Below are 19765 nucleotides of genomic sequence, written 5' to 3'. Positions count from 1 at the left end.
CTCTGCGGTGAACGCTACCTCCCCATTCCGAAATAAATTTAACAGCAACCGCCGCCGTTATAATGCCAAGTCGAATCAGTAATCAACACCTGATCCGGCATCAATCCCCCCAACTTCCCAGCCGTTTTATCGCACACCGCCGCCGGAACTCCCCGCTGCAAAATGTGACCAGCCCCGTCATCAAACAGCTCTTCAGACCCCGCATAAATCGCCGTCTTGCCCGTGAAAATGCAAGCGCCATCCGGGGGAATGTCCACTTTAAAGGACACTGTATCGAGGCTTTCTAACAACAGATCCGCATCCAATTTGTAATTGTGTTTGTCCAGCAGCCGGTAAGGACGGCGCGCCCGGACTTCGACTTGCCCAAAGCCCACGTCTACAAGGTGTTGAACGTATTCTGCGTATGTCAGAGCACCCGACAAACACAAGGCCCGCAAGCGCTGATCGTCTTTCAAATGCTGCGGAATTGCGCGAGTTGCGATCGGATCGCTCATCAACAACCTGCCCCCTGGCTTCAACACCCGATAAGTCTCTTTTAATGCCTTAGCTAAATCCGCAGGTTCAAAGATATTAAACAAGCAATTTTGTGCGACAACATCTACAGAAGCATCCGGTACCGGCAACGCAAAAGCATCGCCTTCTATAATTTCCACAAAACTCTCGTCAAACCAATCATTTTCGTGGGCGGCAATTTGCAAGTTGCGTGCAGCCGCTTCTCGCATTGCTGCAACCGGATCGACGGCAATAACCGATCCATTGTGCCTAGAAAAATAAGCAAATTGCAGTGCTTCCAATCCGCCGCCGACGCCGACATAAAGCACGACTGGATTTCCGACAAGTTCGGCGGCGTGAACGGTGGTGCCGCAGCCGTAGTTCATTTCTTGCATTTGTTCGGGAATTTTTAATCCTGGGAGTTGCAAGGGACTGCTTTGGACGCAGCACAGTCCAATTTGGGGAGTTTCGGCAACGTCGCTATAAAATTTGGCTGCTGTTTCGAGATAGGTCATTTTCAATTTTCCTGTGTTTTTTGACCGCAGATGTAGGCGAATTTAGGCTGATGTAGGCGAAGCCTTCCCGAAGGGTACGCAGATGAATTCAGAAATATTTTTTAGGTTTCAAATTCGACTTTTTGTTCTGATTTTGGTGTGTTTTCTGGTTCTGAAACTGTTGTTTCGGGAACTGCTTTTTGTTCTGATTTTGGTGTGTTTTCTGGTTCTGAAACTGTTGTTTCGGGAACTGCTAATTCGGTGCTTTTGGGAGCGGCAACCGAGGGCGCTGGTGCTACCAGATTGGGAGATGCTTCTGGTATCGCAGGAGCGACTACTTTAGGTACAGGAGCTTTGTCTGTTATTTCTGGCAGGGTTGGGGGTACTGAAGGATTGGCAGGTTCGGTAACTTGATTCAAAAAGTTGCGAAACCGATTGTAGTATCCTTTGTATTCCTGTTTCTGTGTTTGGGGAGATGGTGTTGGTTTCGGCTCTATTATTTTAACGGGTACAACAACTTTGGGGGTTTCTAACTGTGGAGTTGCTATGGGTTTGGGTTCTATGACTTGAACTGGTTCCACAACTTTGGGGGTTTCTAGCTGTGGGGTTGCTGTCGGTGTCGGTGTCGGTTCTATGACTTGAACTGGTTCTACAAGTTTTGGTGCTTCGAGTTGGGGGGTTGCTGTTGGTGTCGGTTCTATTGTTTGAACGGGAGCAACTTTTGGCTCTAAGCTCGGCTCGGTAGCTGGGGTTTCTGGAACCGCTGGTGAGGGTTCGGCTACTGGTGTTTTTTCTAATGCAGGTGTCGGTGTCGGTTCGGGTGTTGGTTCGGGTGTCGGTTCGGGTGTCGGTTCGGGTGTCGGGGTTGGGGTTGGTACTTGGTAGCTGCGATCGACTATACCGCGAGTTTCTGCTACTGTGATCTCGCCCCGCACTAATTTAGAAAAAGTATCTTGCCCCTGGGGTTGGTAATCTATCAGTCTGACTGTATTATTAAAGGCGTTTTTGACGGTATTTCCCTGTTCGTCGATTAATTCTAGCTGCACCCAGTTTTTCCCGGGTTTGAATCCTTTAAGATATATAGGTTGCAACTGGTCGATCGCGAAACTTTCCCCGTTCACTGTGGCTCGAATTTTCCAATCGAGTATGTCATCTTGGGAATTTGCTTGAGCCACTTGGTGCAAAGGCGCATTTGTCAAGTAAAAATCGAGCAGGATTGGTTCTGCCCCGTAGCTGCCTTGCGGGCTGTTGTACGTTAGTAGGGGCAATGTGCGATCGGGCTTGTTGTCCTCTGTTTTGGTAAAAATGTGAAAGGTGGTTTGGGCCAAAGCACCTTCGTTTTTAAAGCTTTCTTCCCAAGGTCGAGCTGCGAACACCCGCAGGGTATGGGTTCCGGGTTCTAAGTTGGAGAGCGTTAAAGTTTGGTTGATGTCGTAAACTGCTGCATAAGGTTGGTTGTCTAATAAAACTTGCAGGTGGGGCCCCAAACCCAAGTTTGCTTCTTTGAAAATGGGGAAGTCCTTGACTTGGAACTTAACAGACACATTTATATCCTGAAGCACTTCGTCAGGTTTTGGATTCAAAATACTTATTTGAGGCTGGTAAATTTCTAGAGCCTGACGCAGTTGTTGAATGGCTTCTGGGGGAGAAACCTCTGAGATTCTGTTTACCTCGGCGGTAGCTGAGCCGCTCTTGTTTCCTGATTTGGGCATGGAGGGATGGCCCGCGCCACAACTTGCTACACCCAAAATCAATACTGCTGCTGCAAACAATGCCAGCAGCCTGCCTGCAACCGTTCTCTGCCAATTGATGCCAATCACGCAACTATACTCCTAGAAGCCTTCTCATAGGGAACTATAGCCCAAAACTGAATTTAGTATTGCCGAATTGCCGATCGGCAATTCAGGGCCCCCTGTGTCGCGGATTCAGGCTGTGCCGGCAACCAATCCGATCCCACTAATAACTGCCCCAGCCATTTTCTTAAACATCTCTCTATAAATGAGTATTCCTCAATTGCTTTATCTTTGAGTTTTGTAAACTTAATGGCAATACCCCTTGACTTTTTTGAGGGACTGTGGAAATTAAAGGGGGTAATTGCATCAAGAATTGAGGCTTTTTTAAGTATTGTTAACAAGCGATTAATACTTCTCTAGCAGGCTTATAATTCATAAAACTCCCTCAAAAGGAGCAGCCGCATCAAACCTGAATCAAGGAGGCGATCGGCAGCTCTGGCGAGAAGAGTTGGCAGTACCCAGGGACATTGTTAGCGACACTGGGGAACTGGCTTCTTTACAAAGAAGCAAAATGCTTGGGGAGACGATCGACCTGCGTGTAACTCTGGAAAGAGCGAAGTGCAAGCTGTTTCGGGGAACCGAGAATCCCCCGCCTAATTAAGCGTGGGGAGTGTCAGATACAGTATTCAGTTCTCGTTCCTTGTCTTATCGAGAGGAGAGTCTTCATGACCATTAGTCCTCCAGAGCGAGAGGTAAAAGTTAGAGTAGTAGTCGATAAAGATCCGGTTCCAACTTCCTTCGAGAAGTGGTCAAAACCAGGTCATTTCGATCGCACTCTAGCTAAGGGGCCAAAAACCACCACTTGGATTTGGAACCTCCACGCTAACGCTCACGACTTCGACAGTCATACAAGTGATTTAGAAGACGTTTCGCGCAAAATCTTTAGCGCTCACTTCGGCCACTTGGCAGTAATTTTCGTATGGTTGAGCGGCGCATATTTCCACGGCGCTAAATTCTCCAACTACGAAGCTTGGCTGACAGATCCTACAGCCATCAAGCCCAGCGCTCAAGTGGTTTGGCCGATTTTTGGTCAAGAAATTTTAAATGCAGATGTAGGCGGCGGCTTTCACGGGATTCAGATCACCTCTGGTTTGTTCCAACTGTGGCGCGCCAACGGCATCACTAACTCATACCAGCTATATTGCACTGCGATCGGCGCCTTGGTAATGGCAGCCCTGATGCTATTTGCCGGTTGGTTCCACTATCACGTCCGCGCTCCGAAACTGGAATGGTTTCAGAACGTAGAATCGATGATGAACCACCACTTGGCAGGTTTGCTAGGCTGCGGATGCTTGGGCTTTGCAGGACAACAAATTCACGTTGCTCTGCCGATCAACGCTTGCATGGACGCGATCGATGCAGGCTCACCGTTGACAGTAGGTGGCAAACTGATTAAAACAGTTGCCGATATCCCACTGCCACACGAGTGGCTTTTCAACTCAGCCTTGATGGCTGACATCTACCCCAGCTTTGCTCAAGGTTTAACGCCCTTCTTCACCCTCAACTGGGGCGCCTACAGCGACTTCCTGACTTTCAAAGGTGGTCTGAACCCCACCACAGGCGGTTTGTGGCTGAGCGATACAGCACACCATCACTTAGCGTTGGCAGTGTTGTTCATCATCGCCGGACACTTCTACCGTACTAACTGGGGCATTGGCCACAGCTTCAAAGAAGTTTTGGAAGCTCACAAAGGCCCCTTCACTGGCGAAGGCCACAAGGGGATGTACGAAATCTTCACGCAGTCTTGGCACGCCCAACTGTCGTGGAACTTGGCCTGGATGGGCTCTATCAGCATCCTCGTGGCTCACCATATGTACGCGATGCCTCCGTATCCGTACATCGCGACTGACTACCCAACTCAGCTATCCCTGTTCACCCACCACATGTGGATTGGCGGATTCCTGATTGTTGGAGCAGCAGCTCACGCAGCAATTTTCATGGTGCGGGATTACAATCCGGCTCAGCACGTTAATAACTTGCTCGACCGCGTACTCCGCCATAGAGATGCAATCATCTCTCACCTTAACTGGGTTTGCATATTCTTAGGCTTCCACAGCTTCGGTTTGTACGTTCACAACGATACAATGCGAGCTTTCGGTCGTCCTCAAGATTTGTTCTCAGATACCGGTATCCAATTGCGTCCGATATTTGCCCAATGGGTACAAAATATCCACGCTTTGGCACCAGGTAACACAGCGCCTAATGCTATGGAAATCGTCAGCCACGCTTTTGGCGGCGGTGCAGTAGCAGTCGGTGGCAAAATAGCGATGATGCCGATCGAGTTGGGTACGGCGGATTTCATGATCCACCACATCCACGCTTTCACCATTCACGTTACAGTTCTGATTCTTTTGAAAGGCGTGTTGTTCGCACGCAGTTCTCGCTTGGTTCCTGACAAAGGCAGCTTAGGCTTCCGGTTCCCTTGCGACGGCCCAGGCCGTGGCGGTACCTGCCAAGTTTCTGGTTGGGATCACGTGTTCCTCGGCTTGTTCTGGATGTACAACTGCATCTCGATCGTGATTTTCCACTTTAGCTGGAAAATGCAGTCGGACGTGTGGGGAACAGTATCGCCAGACGGCACAATTTCTCACATCACCGGCGGCAACTTCGCACAAAGTGCGATCACGATTAACGGCTGGCTGCGGGACTTCTTGTGGGCGCAAGCTTCTCAAGTAATTCAGTCCTACGGTTCGGCACTGTCGGCCTACGGTCTGATGTTCCTAGCAGGACACTTCGTGTTCGCCTTTAGCTTGATGTTCCTGTTCAGCGGCCGCGGCTACTGGCAAGAACTGATTGAGTCCATTGTTTGGGCTCACAACAAGCTCAAGGTAGCTCCTTCGATTCAGCCTCGCGCTCTGAGCATTACTCAAGGTCGGGCAGTGGGTGTAGCTCACTACCTCCTGGGAGGAATTGTCACTACGTGGGCATTTTTCCTAGCGCGAATCATCTCGGTAGGGTAAACTACCTTTAGGTTTTGGATTCAGGATTTGGGAGCAATCTCAAACCCAGAATCCAAACCTCGGAACCGAACCTCTTCAACGTTCAGGATTCAGGATTAATCAAGGCTTATGGCAACGAAATTTCCAAAATTTAGCCAAGACCTTGCCCAAGACCCGACCACACGGCGGATCTGGTACGGGATTGCCACAGCGCACGACTTTGAAAGCCACGATGGCATGACCGAAGAAAATCTTTACCAAAAGATTTTTGCTTCTCACTTCGGCCACCTAGCAATCATTTTCTTGTGGACTTCGGGCAGCCTGTTCCACGTAGCATGGCAAGGTAACTTTGAACAGTGGATTAAAGACCCTCTAAACGTCCGCCCGATCGCTCACGCGATTTGGGACCCTCAATTCGGTGCTCCAGCAGTAGAAGCTTTCACTCAAGCGGGCGCTTCTAACCCAGTGGACATCTCCTACTCTGGTGTTTACCACTGGTGGTACACCCAAGGGGTTCGGACAAATGGCGACTTGTATCAAGGAGCTATCTTCTTGCTACTGTTGGCTTCTGTCATGCTGTTCGCAGGTTGGTTGCACCTCCAGCCGAAGTACCGCCCGAGCTTGTCTTGGTTCAAGAATGCTGAATCTCGCCTCAACCACCACTTGGCTGGTTTGTTCGGTGTCAGCTCTTTGGCTTGGACTGGTCACATGGTTCACGTTGCTATCCCCGAATCTCGCGGACAGCACGTAGGTTGGGAAAACTTCCTGTCTACCCCTCCTCACCCGGCTGGTTTGGCTCCGTTCTTCACTGGTAACTGGGGCGTATACGCCGAGAACCCAGATGCAGCAAGCCACGTATTCGGTACTGCCGAAGGCGCTGGAACTGCAATTCTGACTTTCTTGGGCGGCTTCCACCCTCAAACAGAATCCCTGTGGCTCACAGACATTGCTCATCACCATTTGGCGATCGCAGTTCTGTTTATCGTTGCCGGTCATATGTACCGGACTAACTTCGGTATCGGTCACAGCATCAAAGAGATGTTGGATTCAAAAGCTGGTTTGGTAGGCGGTAAGAGTGAAGGTCAGTTCAACCTGCCTCACCAAGGCCTTTACGAAACCTACAACAACTCGCTGCACTTCCAACTGGCATTTCACCTCGCTGCTTTAGGTGTAATCACCTCCTTGGTCGCTCAGCATATGTACGCGATGCCTCCTTACGCTTTCATAGCGCAGGATCATACGACAATGGCTGCGTTGTACACGCACCACCAGTACATTGCTGGTTTCATCATGGTCGGTGCTTTCGCCCACGGAGCTATCTTCTTGGTGCGGGACTACGATCCTGAAGCTAATAAAGGCAACGTGCTCGATCGCGTGTTGCAGCACAAAGAAGCGATTATCTCTCACTTGAGCTGGGTGTCGCTGTTCTTGGGCTTCCACACTCTCGGCTTGTATGTTCACAACGACGTTGTAGTCGCTTTCGGAACTCCTGAAAAGCAAATCTTGATTGAACCAGTGTTCGCACAGTTCATCCAAGCTGCTCACGGGAAGGCTCTGTACGGCATGGACGTGCTACTTTCTAACCCAGACAGCATTGCGGCGACTGCTTGGCCAAACTACGGCAACGTATGGCTCCCAGGCTGGTTGGAAGGAATCAACAGTAGTACAAATTCTCTGTTCTTGGCGATCGGACCTGGCGATTTCTTGGTTCACCATGCGATCGCACTTGGCTTGCACACCACCACCTTGATTTTGGTCAAGGGCGCTCTGGATGCACGCGGTTCTAAGCTGATGCCGGACAAAAAAGACTTCGGTTATGCTTTCCCTTGCGACGGCCCCGGCCGTGGCGGTACCTGCGATGTCTCTGCTTGGGACGCGATGTACTTGTCTGTCTTCTGGATGTTGAACACCCTAGCTTGGGTAACGTTCTACTGGCACTGGAAGCACCTAGGCATCTGGCAAGGTAACGTCGCTCAGTTCAATGAGTCTTCTACCTACCTGATGGGCTGGTTCCGCGATTACCTCTGGCTGTATTCTTCTCAGTTGATCAACGGTTACAACCCGTATGGTACTAACAACCTGTCAGTCTGGGCCTGGATATTCTTATTCGGACACCTAGTTTGGGCAACTGGTTTCATGTTCCTGATCTCTTGGAGAGGTTACTGGCAAGAGTTGATCGAAACCTTGGTTTGGGCTCACGAGCGCACTCCTTTGGCCAACTTGGTTCGCTGGAAAGACAAGCCTGTTGCTTTGTCGATCGTCCAAGGTCGTTTGGTTGGCTTAGTTCACTTTACTGTGGGCAACGTCTTCACTTACGCAGCCTTTGTAATTGCCTCGACGGCCGGGAAATTCGGATAACTCTGAACTCTGGTTTCTAGGTAATTAAATTAAATCCCCTGCCTTCGGGCGGGGGATTTTTTTTTGATATAGGAACCGCCAAGACCGTTAGTATAGTAGGGGCAGGTTCGCCAAAATCTTTGACACCGATTGACAAAAGATCGAAACCTGCCCCCACCCCACGACTATATTCAAAAACGTCCTAACCATCCTGGCGGTTGCTATATGTTTGTTAAATGTTGAGAGTGAAGAGTATTTTTTTATGGCGAAGTTAGCCCAGGAAACAATTGCTAATATCTTGAATTTGCAACAGCGACTTTTAGCAGGAATTGACGAAGCCAAATCAGCAGAATTTGCCATCTTTGAGCAGTATGGCGAGATCGAAGCAACTGCTACGGTTTTAGATCAGCTTCAAAACGCCGCAGAACGGCTCAGAGAGCCTTACTCTCGTTTATACACATTGTTACTGCGGATTGCTGAGGATCAGCCGATCGCCTCCTCTGCTATGCTGGATTTACTGTATCGCAGCATTGAGCAAGGACAAGTAGCGCTTGATGCGTCATTGGCAAGTGTTGAAGAAGCTAAAAGGGATTGGAACATACTATGAGTGAGCAAAGACAACTTCCCGAACCGGAAAAAGTTAAGAACACTGTCGCCATGCTTCGAGACAGCAACCGAATGCTGGAAGCTTGGACTCAAACACTAGATGAACTAATTGCAATGGTAGAAGCTGATATTCGCAATAGTCCGATTAATGTTCATCGGCGGGAGAATGCGAAGCGGTTGGCTGAGTCTGTCAAGCAGGAATAAAAGTGCGATCGATCCTCTAAACCTCATTTTGGGTAATAATAGAGAAAAGCCTGAGTTTTCAACATGGTTCAACTGTCTTCTGACTGGAATAATGAGGCTTATGTGTCTCTGCATCTGGTTCAGACAATGCTGGAGATGGCGGGTTTGCCTCGCAAGAGTAGTTATTCTCACTGGATTCCAGAGTTTAAGGTTAAAGTACCTAGGCTGACTGCCAATAGTCGGATAGTTTGGACTCAAAAAGAGGTTGATTTCTTAGTAGAAGACTTGAGTCGGTATATTAACTTTCTGGTTGAAATTAAGACAGCTAAAACTAGACTTGATGCGGCAGCTCTCATTCAGTTAGAAACGTATCTGAAATACTCTAATACAAGATTTGGGATACTGATTGACCCATTTTCGGTGGAAATTTACGAATATACACAAGGGAGTGCGACACTAAAGTGTAAGCACAATATAGAAAACCCAGAACAAGTTCAACCAGTAGCAAATTTCGTTAGATTTTTTTTGGATATAGTTAAAATGCGTACAATTGCAATTCATACATCCAAGGGCGGGGTTGGTAAAACTACTTTGGTTGTCAACATTGCCTATGAGCTGGCAAAATTAGGTAACAGAGTTTTAGTTATTGACTTAGACGATCAAGCCCATGCTAGCCTATCCTTGGGGGTCAACAAAGCTGATGAGTTTGACAAAGCTTCTACCTTAGCAGAATTTGACACAGTTTTGGATTCTTTTCTGGATAGAAAAGAAGTTATAGAGTTTTTGAAAGACTATGACACCCCAAGTTTTAAGTACAAAGAATATATCAAGAGTTCCCCTATTAATAAAGTTTTTAGTAAAACAGGCTGTTCTGGGAAAATTGATGTTTTACCCAGTAGCTATAAAACCAAAGATTCTGCTCTCGCCAACTTAATCGGTATTCGTGAAAAGCGATTAAATAAGGCTTTGCAACAATCCGGTATAGCTAATGATTATGATTATGTACTTATAGACACACCGCCAAGCGCTACTACGATCACTAGCAATGGACTCTATGCAGCTCAATATGTGGTTATCCCATCCCAGATGGAATATCTTTCAGTCTATGGCATCAGAACCCCAATTAGCCGAGCTAAAGAAGTTCAAGAGGAAATGGGAAAGCGGGGAGTAATTCTGGGAATTGTACCAATGATGACAGAAAAAAATGTGAAAATCCATACTACAATTAAGCAGTCAGTACAGCAAAGATTTCAGGGACTCACGATTCTGCAAGAAATAAAGAGAGCTGCTGCTGTTGGTCAAGCATCTCAAGTACGTCAGCCTATCTCTTTGTTTGCTGAACATAATAAAGGAGCAGCCGAAGTTGCAACGCAATTCTCAGCATTAACCCAACAGATAATGACAAGAATAAATCAGATTGAAAGTTCAGTAGGAATGTAGAAATGGTCAAATTTTATACGGGTATTGAGAGTCAGCCTAGCCTTGTTGTTTTAAATCAGATAAAGGTTTCTCAAGAAAAATCTGGAATTTCAAAGTCTGATTTAAAAAAAGTTTCCGAAAGCTTAAAGGTGTGGGAATTTAACTTGGCCCTGCCAATCGTTTGTATTACTGATGAGGAAGACAAATACCACTTGCTAACTGGGCTACCAATCTATGAAGCAGCAGTTGAAGCAGAGCTTGAGCGAATTTGGGTATTTCTAATTGCAGCTAAACAACCAGAAGCAGAAAAGGCTATTGAACAAGCACTTTTGCAGTCAAAGTTGAATGAAAGGGTTGTTGAGCCTCAAGATATTACAGATTTCTTGGATTTTATTAACAATCCAAAATCTGACCTTACCTCAATCCCTGGAGTTAAAGATGGATACGCAAAGCTGATCCGCGATCGGCGTGTTTACAGTTCTCTGGAAGATATGCAGAAAAAACTAGGTGCTAAGCGGGGCTTAAATTGGCTAAGAGCATACAAGCAATCAAAAAGCTAAGCTCGCCAGTTCTTGAAGTTTTGAGAAGTTTGATCGCTCTGAACCCCTCAAATCTCACCATTAACTTGCATCTGATGCACCTTGTCCGCCAACTCTTGGCGACTTTCCTTGTCGAGTGCATCAATTGCCAGCATTCCCAAGTACACGACTTCCTTCTGGGTGAGTCTGGTCGCTTGGGCTTGTTTTTGAATGACTTCCTTAATCACGGAACTGACCGCGATCGCCGTATTAGTTTTTGCCACGAAGAATAATCAACTATTAATAACTTTTCTTGATGTTAGCATCCTAAGTCAGATTAAGTATGATAATGTTTGACTAATCATAGTTAATCATGCTATAGTGTAAAAAATACAAAAAGGCGATCGCCCCCGGTCTTGACAACTTAGCGGCGATCGCCTTTAAAACTTATCTAGACAGGTATCAACTGTCTAAGTTATCCATCATGATAGCAGCATTCCAGCTAAAATCAAGCACCCTCGCCTGCTCAAAAATTCTCCACAAGTCCCCAGTCCTTCACCCCTTGGCAAGATTTGTCACCGAAGAAACAGTTGCACTGCTGTTCAATATCTCAACAGACCAGATTTACCGCATCGAATGCTGTCGCTACATGGTCTACGTCCACGCCAAAGGCATCAGCCGGTTTGTCAGCTATGCTGATTTTCCACCAATTTTAGGAGTAGAATTGCCGAAACTTCCAGACTTTGGCAGATGGTACAAACGCTGGAAAGGCAAAAAAGCACCTAATTTTTGGACACAGTTTTACACCCATCAATTCAAAAACGCTATTACTGCGGATAAACAGCTTGCATGGGGTCTCTTGGTAGCTGTAGTGAAATCCCTGTTTTCAGCAATAGCATTGCAGCAACTGCGAGATGCTTATGTATACGAAAAATATTGGCGGGAAAATTTTTGAATATGCGATCGACCGACGAAGAACTGCGAGAATGAGGAAAGGAAAAATTAAAATAAATGGCGATGAATCGATACAGTACGATCGTCCAATGGTCTGACGAAGATCAACTTTTCTTAGTGACGATTCCAGAATTTGCCGATCGCGTGATTATGCCCTGTACACACGGTGAAACCCGCGAAGCAGCTATCCGACATGGCGAAGAAGTGATCGAAATGTATCTAGAAGCTTGGCAGGAAGAAGGTTCGCCCATCCCGGAACCTAGCATTCTTCAAATTGCCTGAGTAGAATCCCAAGCCGAAAATCTGCTGTCGTTGAATATTAGATATCTAAAAAGCCGCCCTATTCCTCCAAAACCTCGACCAAATCCTCAATCATCACATCAAAAGTTCGAGCTAACCTCCGCAGGCAAGTAAAGTCAACCATTGCCATTTCAGGACGACGAGCATAGCTTCTGACGGTGCTATAAATTACCCCAGAACGATCGGATACTTCCTTAAGCGTCCAGCCCTTCTCAGCAGCTAGTTCCCGAATTTTTAGCCTGACTAAACCCATGCTTGACAGTTGATGCAATTGCGTCGTATAATTGTATATGTAAAGAGCGATCGCCCCCCGGCCTCGAAAACTAAAGGGCGATCGTCTTAAAAACTCAATCTAGACAGATTATTTCTTTCTATCAAAAGCGCATTTGCCATATCCAGAAGTCTACTAACCATATCCAGAGGTATACTAGCCATGATATCAGAAACTCCGGCAAAATCGCGGACGATCGCAGAATCCAAGATAATTCACAAATCTCCAATCCTGCATCCGCTGGCGAGATTCGTCACAGAAGACACAGTAGCACTGCTGTTCAACATCTCAACAGACGACATTTACCGGATCGAATGCTGCCGCTACATGGTGTATGTCCACGCCAAAGGCATCAGCCGGTTTGTCAGCTACGCCGATTTTCCCCCAATCTTACGAGTCAATCCGCCTTCCCCTCAAGATTTTGGCAGATGGTACAAACGCTGGAAAAGCAAGCTAGCACCGGGATTTTGGACTAAATTCTATACGCACAAGTTCAAAGAGGCTGTGTCAGTTGACAGCTTGCTGGAGTGGGGAATGTTGGTAGCTAAACTTAAATCGGTGATTTCTGCTTCAGGGCTGCAACAGCTACGAGATGTTTATTCCCAAGAAAAAGATTTGATGGAAAGATTTTAAAGTGCGATCGAATACTGATAATTTTGATTTGTTTGTCAATGGTGGCGGACAAGTATTGATGATTAATATACCGATTGCATAAGTCTTTGATTGGTACAGAAACCGCAGATGTCAGACGGATAAACACAGATGCGACGCAGATAATTTAAGTAATTGGAAACGAAGTAATACCAGATATATAATGTTCATAAGCTTGGCAAGATCTATCAAAAATACGTAAGGTGCGCGGCGCGCACCCTACAATCTCAAAGCTTAGGAGAAAAACCCCGCATTAGGATAAATTGAAACTTAAGCAGGTTCTAACTTGGCAATTACCTTTTCCATGTACTCGGCAACTTTGGTTTCTTTTTCCACAGAGTTGGTTTCCATGTAAACGCGCATCAAAGGTTCCGTTCCCGAAGGCCGCAGCAATACCCAACCGCCGTCTTCAAGATACAGTTTAATCCCGTCTTTGCGGCCGATTTCCTTAACGCCAATACCCGCTATTTCCGTGGGTGGATTCTTGGTAAAAGAGTCCAAAACGGCTGCTTTGTGCGCTTCTTCTAGGTGTAAGTCCAAGCGTTTGTTGTACAGGGGGCCGTCGGCTTCTTTGATGGCTTCTTCTACTAGCTGAGATAGCGGTTTGCCTTCGTAGGCGATCGCCTCAGCAACTAGCATATCAGCCAAAATCCCGTCTTTTTCGGGGATGTGACCCAAAACGCTCAAACCGCCAGACTCTTCGCCACCGATGAGCACGGCTGTTTCCCGCATTTTTTCGCCGATGTATTTAAAGCCGACTGCGGTTTCGTAGATTGTTAAACCGTATTTGGCGGCCATGTTATCTAGCAAGTGGGTAGTTGCGACGGTACGGACGATCGCCCCAGTCAAGCCTTTATTCTTAACCAAGTGACGCGCCAACAGCAACAACACGGTATTCGGAGTCAAGACATTACCCAACTCGTCAACAATCCCAAAGCGATCGCTATCGCCATCCGTAGCCAAACCTAAATCGGCTGAATCCTTCTTAACAGCTTCCACTAACTCGACTAACTGTTCGCCCTTGGGTTCAGGCATTCCGCCCCCAAACAGCACATCGCGGTAGGTGTGAAAACTTTCCACATCGCAGCCGCAGTGTTCCAAAACACCGTCGAGATAGCCGCGAGAAGTCGAATAAAGAGCGTCGTACTTCACCTTCAACTTAGCAGAGCGAATCCGCTCCACATCGATTAAAGTATATAGAAACTTCAGATATTCGGGTTTCGGGTCAAAAGTGGAGATTTTATCGTTGTGGCTGCCTATGGCTGGGGCATCGGAAGCACCAGTAATATTTGCCACAATGGTATCCGTAATTTCCGGGGTTGCCGGCCCTGCGTAGTCGGGGATGTATTTGATGCCGCAGTAAGGTGCGGGATTGTGCGAAGCCGTGAACATCAGGGCTCCTGCGGAGTTGAGATGCTTGGCGCTGTAGGCGATAACTGGTGTCGGACAATCTCGATCGACTACCATCACCGTCCATCCCAAATCTGCCAAGACTTCCGCCGATGTGCGGGCGAACTCGTCTGCCAGAAAGCGGGTATCGTAGGATACTAGCACTGGACGGTCTTTGGTGTAAGCGGTTTCGAGGTAGCTGGCGATCGCCCGGGTGACTTTTCGCACGTTGGCAAAAGTAAAGTCATGGGCAATCAGTCCCCGCCACCCATCGGTTCCGAACTTGATTTCTTCTGTTGAATTGCTGGCGCTCATTTTATCCACTTCCTCTCGTCCTCCTAATCCTACCCGAAGGCATAGCCTTAAAGATGTACTGGCCGTGCTGTTTGTAACGATCGATCGCCCGTGAGGCATTGAAACCCACTCCTATCGTTGTAGGGCGAAGGTACCTCTTCCGGCAGAGGACTGCAACTAGCCAGAGTTTGTAGAGTGTGGGGACGATCGGGTGAGTCGATCGAGATTCCGGTTTTGAATGGTGGTTGGGCGATCGGGAATCTAAAAAAACTGAGCGCAAGAAACCGCGCTGACAATGGCATTAACGAAAATCAAATAAATCTGATTGTTATCTCAAATTTAATAATTTATTTATAAATGCCGCTCGTTGAATGTGTTAAGGTTTCCTAACGAATGTCAGACAAATTTTTTGGGCTTCACATAAAAAAATAAATCAATCAAAGTCACCGCTCGATCGTGATGTAGCCTAGATTCTTTGAGAACGTAGGGCGATCGACATAAGCGACAAAACAAAGATAAAATATCTCAAAGAGCAGTTTTTTCAAGGCAGACTAGAGTTTAATTCTGAGCTTTTAAAACAAATTGAATTTATTTTTGCCGTCTTTACAGGTAAAGAAAAAAAATCGGTTACGATCGCATAGTGACTGTGATCGAGCGCACAATAAATAGCGTTATTAACGTGCAAGTTATATAGGATGGATGCAGTGCAGCCAAATGGCTCATAGTTTTAAGCACAATGGCGGATGACTGTCAGGGTATAAATGCAGAAGATTATATTTAGTAACTTTAAAAATTAGGGGAATCGATCGGGTACGGCTTTATAAAACAACGAGGTTTCTCATGGCTGGTATTTCACAACTATCTTCAAAGTTTTTATCGGTGGGCGACGAACTGCAACAGGACGACAGTTTTGCGTCACAGGCTATTACGGAATCGGACATTCACAAGATCCCAGGGGCTAAAGGAGTTAGCATTTCTTCCTTGGCAGTTAGCTGGGCAAAAAAATATTACAGTACAGTAGCGGGACGAGAAAACCAAACACATCAGCAAATCTCCGAGAGCCGAGATTTAAGCAATTTTGATGGCAATCGAGCCAAAATAGTTGACAAATTGACAGATACTCTGAAAGTTGCCAGCCAGATAGCTTGGAATAAAGTAGAGACTGTTTTAGGGGAACAAATAGAGCGACACGCGATCGATCCTAGCTTAATTAATCAAGAAGAAATTGTCGCCGACACTCGCAGCTTATATCGGAAAGCAATAGACGCTTACGGCGATAGGGAACCTGTTTTCCGCTTGTCAGTGCTGGTGGGAAAAGATATTGTCCAAGTAAGACGGAAATACTCAGACACAGATCCGTTAGTGCTGGGATTTGTGACGTTGGAGTTTCAATACACTAGCAAAATCTTGTTAGGATGCCTTTCGGAGTCAGAGCGATCGGAATTTGCACCCTACTTAAAAGTTATAGATGACTATCTGCACATTCCCCACGGAGAGATTAACGATGCTGCGGCGGATCATACCCCGAATTCAAAAGCTCTCTTAGCCGTTCAGCATTTGTTGCAGCAGACAACTCAGATTGCTAGTGCAGTGTACGCTCGGGCTAGTTCCCAGCATCCAGGATACCGCAGCAGCAGCGGTTATTTGACCGATCCGCAGGTCAAAATTTCTGGCATTCGGGATGTCGAGATTTTTCAAAGTTATTTGTGCTGGTGCGTTTTGGAAGAAAGTATTCGCCCGGTACAGCAAGAATTGTTTCCAATCTGCGTGATGCTGTACCCGAGACTTCATGTAAGTTGGGAATTAGTGCAGGATATGCTGCTAATTTTGTTTTGGGAAATATCCGATCGCCTCCCGGCTGCCGATGTTATGGTATTTTTACCTTACTTGCGGACTGTGACAGATATGTTTTCCAGCGATGTCTTTGACAATTAGGGAATCGGGAATCGGGAATCGGGAATTTGGAATTGAGAATCGGTAATGGGGAATCGGTAATGGGGAATCGGTAATTGGTAATTGCCTCAAAATCGATCAACTCGTTACTTGAAAGTCAAAGCTGCAACAGCCAAACAGCCCCAACCGACAATAAAAGCAACTCCGCCCACAGGCGTAATTGCACCCAGCCATTTGATGTCAGTCAAACTCAGGGCGTACAAACTACCTGAAAAGACTATCGTGCCGACAATAAAAGCCCATCCAGCCACTGCAAAAAAGGTTTCAGACTCTGGGCCGCGGCTTAATAATAAAGCGACGAGTAATAAAGCCAGGGCGTGGTACATTTGATAGCGGGCGCCGGTCTCAAAAATGCCTAAAGCTCGATCGGTCAATTGATTTTTCAAAGCGTGGGAGGCAAAAGCCCCGCCCGCAACCGACAAACCTCCGAATACGGCTGCGGCTGCTATGAAAATGCGCGTTAGGATTAGGGTTGACATAATATTTTTTTAATGGGCAATTGGTAATTGGTAATTGGTGAACATAAATAGACTTGAGTTGCATTCATTCACAAACTATATTGAAATCATCTGCGTTTATCTGCGGTTTCCCTATCAATGAATCCCAGAATATGGATCGCTCCTCTAGGTACGTAGTTGCGCTTGGGCGCTCTTTCATGAAAGAGCGCCCAAGCGCAACTACGTACTGCACACCCTATTTATGATAAATCAGCTTTTTGCAGATATTTCTAGTTTATTTGCGTACAGCTTCCAGCAAGCGCGAATAGTAAAAGCTAGTGCTATTCATGGCTGTTCTTTTAACAACAAAACCGTTGCTTTCTAGGATTTTGATAATATCAGCTTCGCGGTGCTGGTAAGCGCGGGTAGTTTTGCTCGGGCCGGGGAAAAGTTCGCCAAATTTTTTGAGCGCGGTAAGTGCTAAGGTTTTGGGGGCAAAACTGAGAATTAGTCGCGATTGGGCGATCGAACTTAGGTGAGCGATCATTTCCGCAGCCTTACTTTGAGGATAGTGGATCAGCACGTCCAAACAAATAACCGTGTGAAATTTGCCGGTTAAAGCTTCCAAATCCTGGGCGGCGAAAGAGATGTTGTACATCTTGCCGGGAACGGCTGTCGATCGATCATAAGCCTCTGCTACCATCTTTTCAGAGATATCGCTAGCACAAACAATTGCCCCAGCCTCAGCCAGAGGAATGCTGAGAGATCCAACACCACAGCCGGCATCGCAGACACTAAGCCCGCGCAAATTGCCGTCAGCTTGCAGCCAGCTAAGCACTGTATCCACCGTTTTCTGGTGCCCGGTGCGGATGTCTAGCTGCACTTTATTGACTTTGCCGTCGCCGTAAATTCGCTGCCAGCGATCGAAGCCCGTCGAGTTAAAATACTGTTTGACAATATCCTTGTCATTTACCAAATTCATCTTTCCGCCTGCTGCTGAGTTATTGCCAACGATTAGACATTATAATTTTAATTAGCCCTAACTTAAAAAAATATGGTGCTACAAGATCATTTCCGCCCGCCGCTGTCAGCGCGCCGTCACTGGCACGCCTTTCACAATGCTTGGGCGACTTATATTGCATCTGACTTGAATGCCAAATTACCCGAAGGTTATTTTGCAGAATCCAACGTGCAGTTTGAAATTGAAATTGATGTAGCAGCTTTTGAGGAACCTCTACCGGACTTTGATTGTCCAGAGACGGTAATTAATTTGCCAAGAGATTTACCAAACAATTGGATGTCGCCCCCAGCACAAAGCGTGCCTTTTTTACCTGTGGCAGAATCTGTGCAAGTCAATATTTTTAACACAGAAGGTGGCCCGGTTTTAGCAGGTGCAATTGAATTAGTAAGTCCTGCCAACAAAGATCGTTCTAGTCATCGCTGTGCTTTTGTGTCAAAGTGCGAGACGTATTTGGGACAGGGAATTGGGTTGGTAATAGTTGATGTTGTGACGGTTACGAAGGCAAATCTTCACAATGAATTGTTAGCCCGTCTAGTGGGAGGAATTGCTTCGCCCTTCGACGCCGATCTCTATGCTATAGCTTATCGCCCGATCGAGCGAGACGGCAACCAATGCCTAGATATTTGGCAGGAAAACTTAGCTGTGGGTTCCACGCTTCCAGTTGTACCGCTATGGCTGCGGGGTGAGATTTGCTTGGCTGTGGAATTAAATCATATTTACGATCGAACTTGCCGAGAACACCGAATTTCTGTTAGCAGCGCTTAGTTTGACACTCCCCGGCGTGAACGCACGGGGATTCTTAAGACACTACCAAATGGCAATCCTTAATGGCGCTGTCAAGACACCTCTACCAACTCCGCTAAGGTCAAAACCTAGCATTGTCGCTACTTTTCGCATAATGTTGGCTGCACCATTGCAGTCGGCGTTAATACACCAGTTTTGTAAACCAGTTCGATACAATCCACGCTTAATTCGTCTACCCGACTCTTTCCACCCATCGGGTTTTGCACCGATTGTAGGCAGGAAGTCATTGTCAACGAATGAAGCTTTTGATGTGTAGCTTTCCTCTGTTTCTGTAAATCGAATTCCATACTTTTCGCAGAGCTGAGAGATTCTAGTTTTCAATCTACCAGTAGGAATTTGTACGAATTTCTGATTAATTTTTACTCCCATATTTACGCCATTTTTTTGACCCTTATTCCAGCCAAAAACAACAGTACCAATTTGGTTTTCTCGGCAGTGATTGATAACTGTTTTGGCCGCTTTATTTACCGCATCACGCATTTGACGATTGCGCTTTTCAGTTAATCGTGCTAATTGATGCGACCAAAAGCCATTAGGCTTTCCACCCATCAATGCAGCTACTCGCTTGTTATACCACTGATTTAGAGACTTCAAATGTTTTCCGTCAACAATAAAGCTTGTGTTCGCATTGCTGACACAGGTTAACCAATTATCGATACCATGATCGATACCTAAAACTTTTTTACCGTCAGTATTGACCTGGACGCTGACTGACCAAAGAGCGAGACGCAAGCCCCTGGCTTTAGACATGGGGATAAGTCGGTAGCGGTTTCAACCGCCTTCTGTATTTAACAAAGCTTAATAAAGAATCAGCACCATATACAGCATCAAGCTGTATAACTATAGTATGAGTATTAAATACAAGTCAAACAAGAACATTGTCTACTCTTGCAAATATCATATTGTGTGG

20 protein-coding genes are annotated in these 19765 nt (G+C 46.5%); 11 read left to right on the top strand and 9 right to left on the bottom strand.

Annotated elements, in window-relative coordinates; genetic code table 11:
* Positions 1-38: 38 nt before the first annotated feature.
* Together arsM and JGK11_RS15440 are read right to left on the bottom strand one after the other, a co-directional pair.
* Positions 39-1007 carry an arsenosugar biosynthesis arsenite methyltransferase ArsM gene (gene arsM / locus JGK11_RS15445; RefSeq protein WP_293212223.1) on the bottom strand — a complete coding sequence of 323 codons (969 nt, stop codon included), beginning with the start codon at positions 1005-1007 and terminating at the stop codon, positions 39-41.
* 101 nt (positions 1008-1108) lie between these two features.
* Positions 1109-2806 carry a hypothetical protein gene (locus tag JGK11_RS15440; RefSeq protein WP_293212222.1) on the bottom strand — a complete coding sequence of 566 codons (1698 nt, stop codon included), beginning with the start codon at positions 2804-2806 and terminating at the stop codon, positions 1109-1111.
* 638 nt (positions 2807-3444) lie between these two features.
* Here JGK11_RS15440 and psaA point away from each other — a divergent pair.
* The 6 genes from psaA to JGK11_RS15410 all read left to right on the top strand — a co-directional run bounded on the left by psaA (position 3445) and on the right by JGK11_RS15410 (position 10823).
* On the top strand, positions 3445-5739 hold the full coding sequence (gene psaA / locus JGK11_RS15435; RefSeq protein WP_293176795.1) for a photosystem I core protein PsaA: 2295 nt from the start codon (positions 3445-3447) through the stop codon (positions 5737-5739).
* 108 nt (positions 5740-5847) lie between these two features.
* Entirely contained in the window at positions 5848-8076 is a 2229-nt protein-coding gene (psaB, locus tag JGK11_RS15430) for a photosystem I core protein PsaB (protein ID WP_293176793.1), read from the top strand.
* 241 nt (positions 8077-8317) lie between these two features.
* A complete protein-coding gene (locus JGK11_RS15425) occupies positions 8318-8662 on the top strand; it encodes a hypothetical protein (RefSeq protein WP_293212221.1) in 345 nt (114 codons plus the stop codon).
* The gene (locus JGK11_RS15420; RefSeq protein WP_293212219.1) at positions 8659-8865 is read left to right on the top strand and encodes a hypothetical protein; all 207 of its coding nucleotides are present in this window, start codon (positions 8659-8661) and stop codon (positions 8863-8865) included. The genes JGK11_RS15425 and JGK11_RS15420 overlap by 4 nt, the downstream gene beginning before the upstream one ends.
* A gap of 63 nt (positions 8866-8928) precedes the next feature.
* Complete coding sequence (locus tag JGK11_RS15415; RefSeq protein ID WP_293212217.1) at positions 8929-10284, top strand: AAA family ATPase; 1356 nt, start codon at positions 8929-8931, stop codon at positions 10282-10284.
* 2 nt (positions 10285-10286) lie between these two features.
* Complete coding sequence (locus tag JGK11_RS15410; protein WP_293176786.1) at positions 10287-10823, top strand: hypothetical protein; 537 nt, start codon at positions 10287-10289, stop codon at positions 10821-10823.
* A 47-nt stretch (positions 10824-10870) separates the two neighbouring features.
* Here the strand turns inward: JGK11_RS15410 and JGK11_RS15405 are convergent, their stop codons facing one another.
* On the bottom strand, positions 10871-11065 hold the full coding sequence (locus JGK11_RS15405; RefSeq protein ID WP_236506337.1) for a hypothetical protein: 195 nt from the start codon (positions 11063-11065) through the stop codon (positions 10871-10873).
* A gap of 200 nt (positions 11066-11265) precedes the next feature.
* Here JGK11_RS15405 and JGK11_RS15400 point away from each other — a divergent pair, with 200 nt between their 5' ends.
* Positions 11266-11736, top strand: coding sequence for a hypothetical protein (locus JGK11_RS15400; protein ID WP_293176782.1), 471 nt, complete (start codon positions 11266-11268; stop codon positions 11734-11736).
* Between the two features lie 62 nt (positions 11737-11798).
* Positions 11799-12017 carry a type II toxin-antitoxin system HicB family antitoxin gene (locus tag JGK11_RS15395; protein ID WP_293144835.1) on the top strand — a complete coding sequence of 73 codons (219 nt, stop codon included), beginning with the start codon at positions 11799-11801 and terminating at the stop codon, positions 12015-12017.
* Between the two features lie 58 nt (positions 12018-12075).
* Here JGK11_RS15395 and JGK11_RS15390 read toward each other — a convergent pair whose 3' ends face one another.
* Positions 12076-12288 (bottom strand): helix-turn-helix transcriptional regulator, encoded by a 213-nt coding sequence (locus JGK11_RS15390; protein WP_193974409.1) that lies wholly within the window; start codon positions 12286-12288, stop codon positions 12076-12078.
* Positions 12289-12468: 180 nt separating this feature from the next.
* Here JGK11_RS15390 and JGK11_RS15385 point away from each other — a divergent pair, with 180 nt between their 5' ends.
* Positions 12469-12939: a hypothetical protein gene (locus JGK11_RS15385; RefSeq protein ID WP_293176780.1), complete on the top strand. Its 471-nt coding sequence runs from the start codon at positions 12469-12471 to the stop codon at positions 12937-12939.
* A gap of 288 nt (positions 12940-13227) precedes the next feature.
* Here JGK11_RS15385 and JGK11_RS15380 read toward each other — a convergent pair whose 3' ends face one another.
* Both JGK11_RS15380 and JGK11_RS15375 read right to left on the bottom strand, forming a co-directional pair.
* Positions 13228-14661, bottom strand: coding sequence for a phosphoglucomutase/phosphomannomutase family protein (locus tag JGK11_RS15380; protein WP_293176776.1), 1434 nt, complete (start codon positions 14659-14661; stop codon positions 13228-13230).
* 47 nt (positions 14662-14708) lie between these two features.
* Positions 14709-14942 carry a hypothetical protein gene (locus tag JGK11_RS15375; protein WP_293212216.1) on the bottom strand — a complete coding sequence of 78 codons (234 nt, stop codon included), beginning with the start codon at positions 14940-14942 and terminating at the stop codon, positions 14709-14711.
* 538 nt (positions 14943-15480) lie between these two features.
* On the opposite strand from JGK11_RS15375, the gene JGK11_RS15370 reads away from it, so the two are divergent.
* Positions 15481-16575 (top strand): hypothetical protein, encoded by a 1095-nt coding sequence (locus JGK11_RS15370; RefSeq protein ID WP_293205734.1) that lies wholly within the window; start codon positions 15481-15483, stop codon positions 16573-16575.
* 104 nt (positions 16576-16679) lie between these two features.
* Here JGK11_RS15370 and JGK11_RS15365 read toward each other — a convergent pair whose 3' ends face one another.
* Entirely contained in the window at positions 16680-17072 is a 393-nt protein-coding gene (locus JGK11_RS15365) for a DUF423 domain-containing protein (protein ID WP_293205738.1), read from the bottom strand.
* 253 nt (positions 17073-17325) lie between these two features.
* Positions 17326-18012, bottom strand: a complete 687-nt coding sequence (gene bchM, locus JGK11_RS15360; protein ID WP_293176766.1) for a magnesium protoporphyrin IX methyltransferase — start codon at positions 18010-18012, stop codon at positions 17326-17328.
* A 72-nt stretch (positions 18013-18084) separates the two neighbouring features.
* Here bchM and JGK11_RS15355 point away from each other — a divergent pair, with 72 nt between their 5' ends.
* Positions 18085-18816, top strand: a complete 732-nt coding sequence (locus tag JGK11_RS15355; RefSeq protein ID WP_293205740.1) for a DUF4058 family protein — start codon at positions 18085-18087, stop codon at positions 18814-18816.
* 42 nt (positions 18817-18858) lie between these two features.
* On the opposite strand, the gene JGK11_RS15350 is transcribed toward JGK11_RS15355, so the two are convergent.
* A complete protein-coding gene (locus JGK11_RS15350) occupies positions 18859-19605 on the bottom strand; it encodes a transposase (protein WP_325314809.1) in 747 nt (248 codons plus the stop codon).
* Positions 19606-19765: the final 160 nt, after the last annotated feature.

The organism is Microcoleus sp. PH2017_34_RAT_O_A (assembly GCF_020737885.1).
Lineage (GTDB): Bacteria > Cyanobacteriota > Cyanobacteriia > Cyanobacteriales > Microcoleaceae > Microcoleus.
The sequence above is the reverse complement of the archived record's forward strand: the minus strand, read 5'-3'. Positions and strand labels throughout refer to the sequence as shown.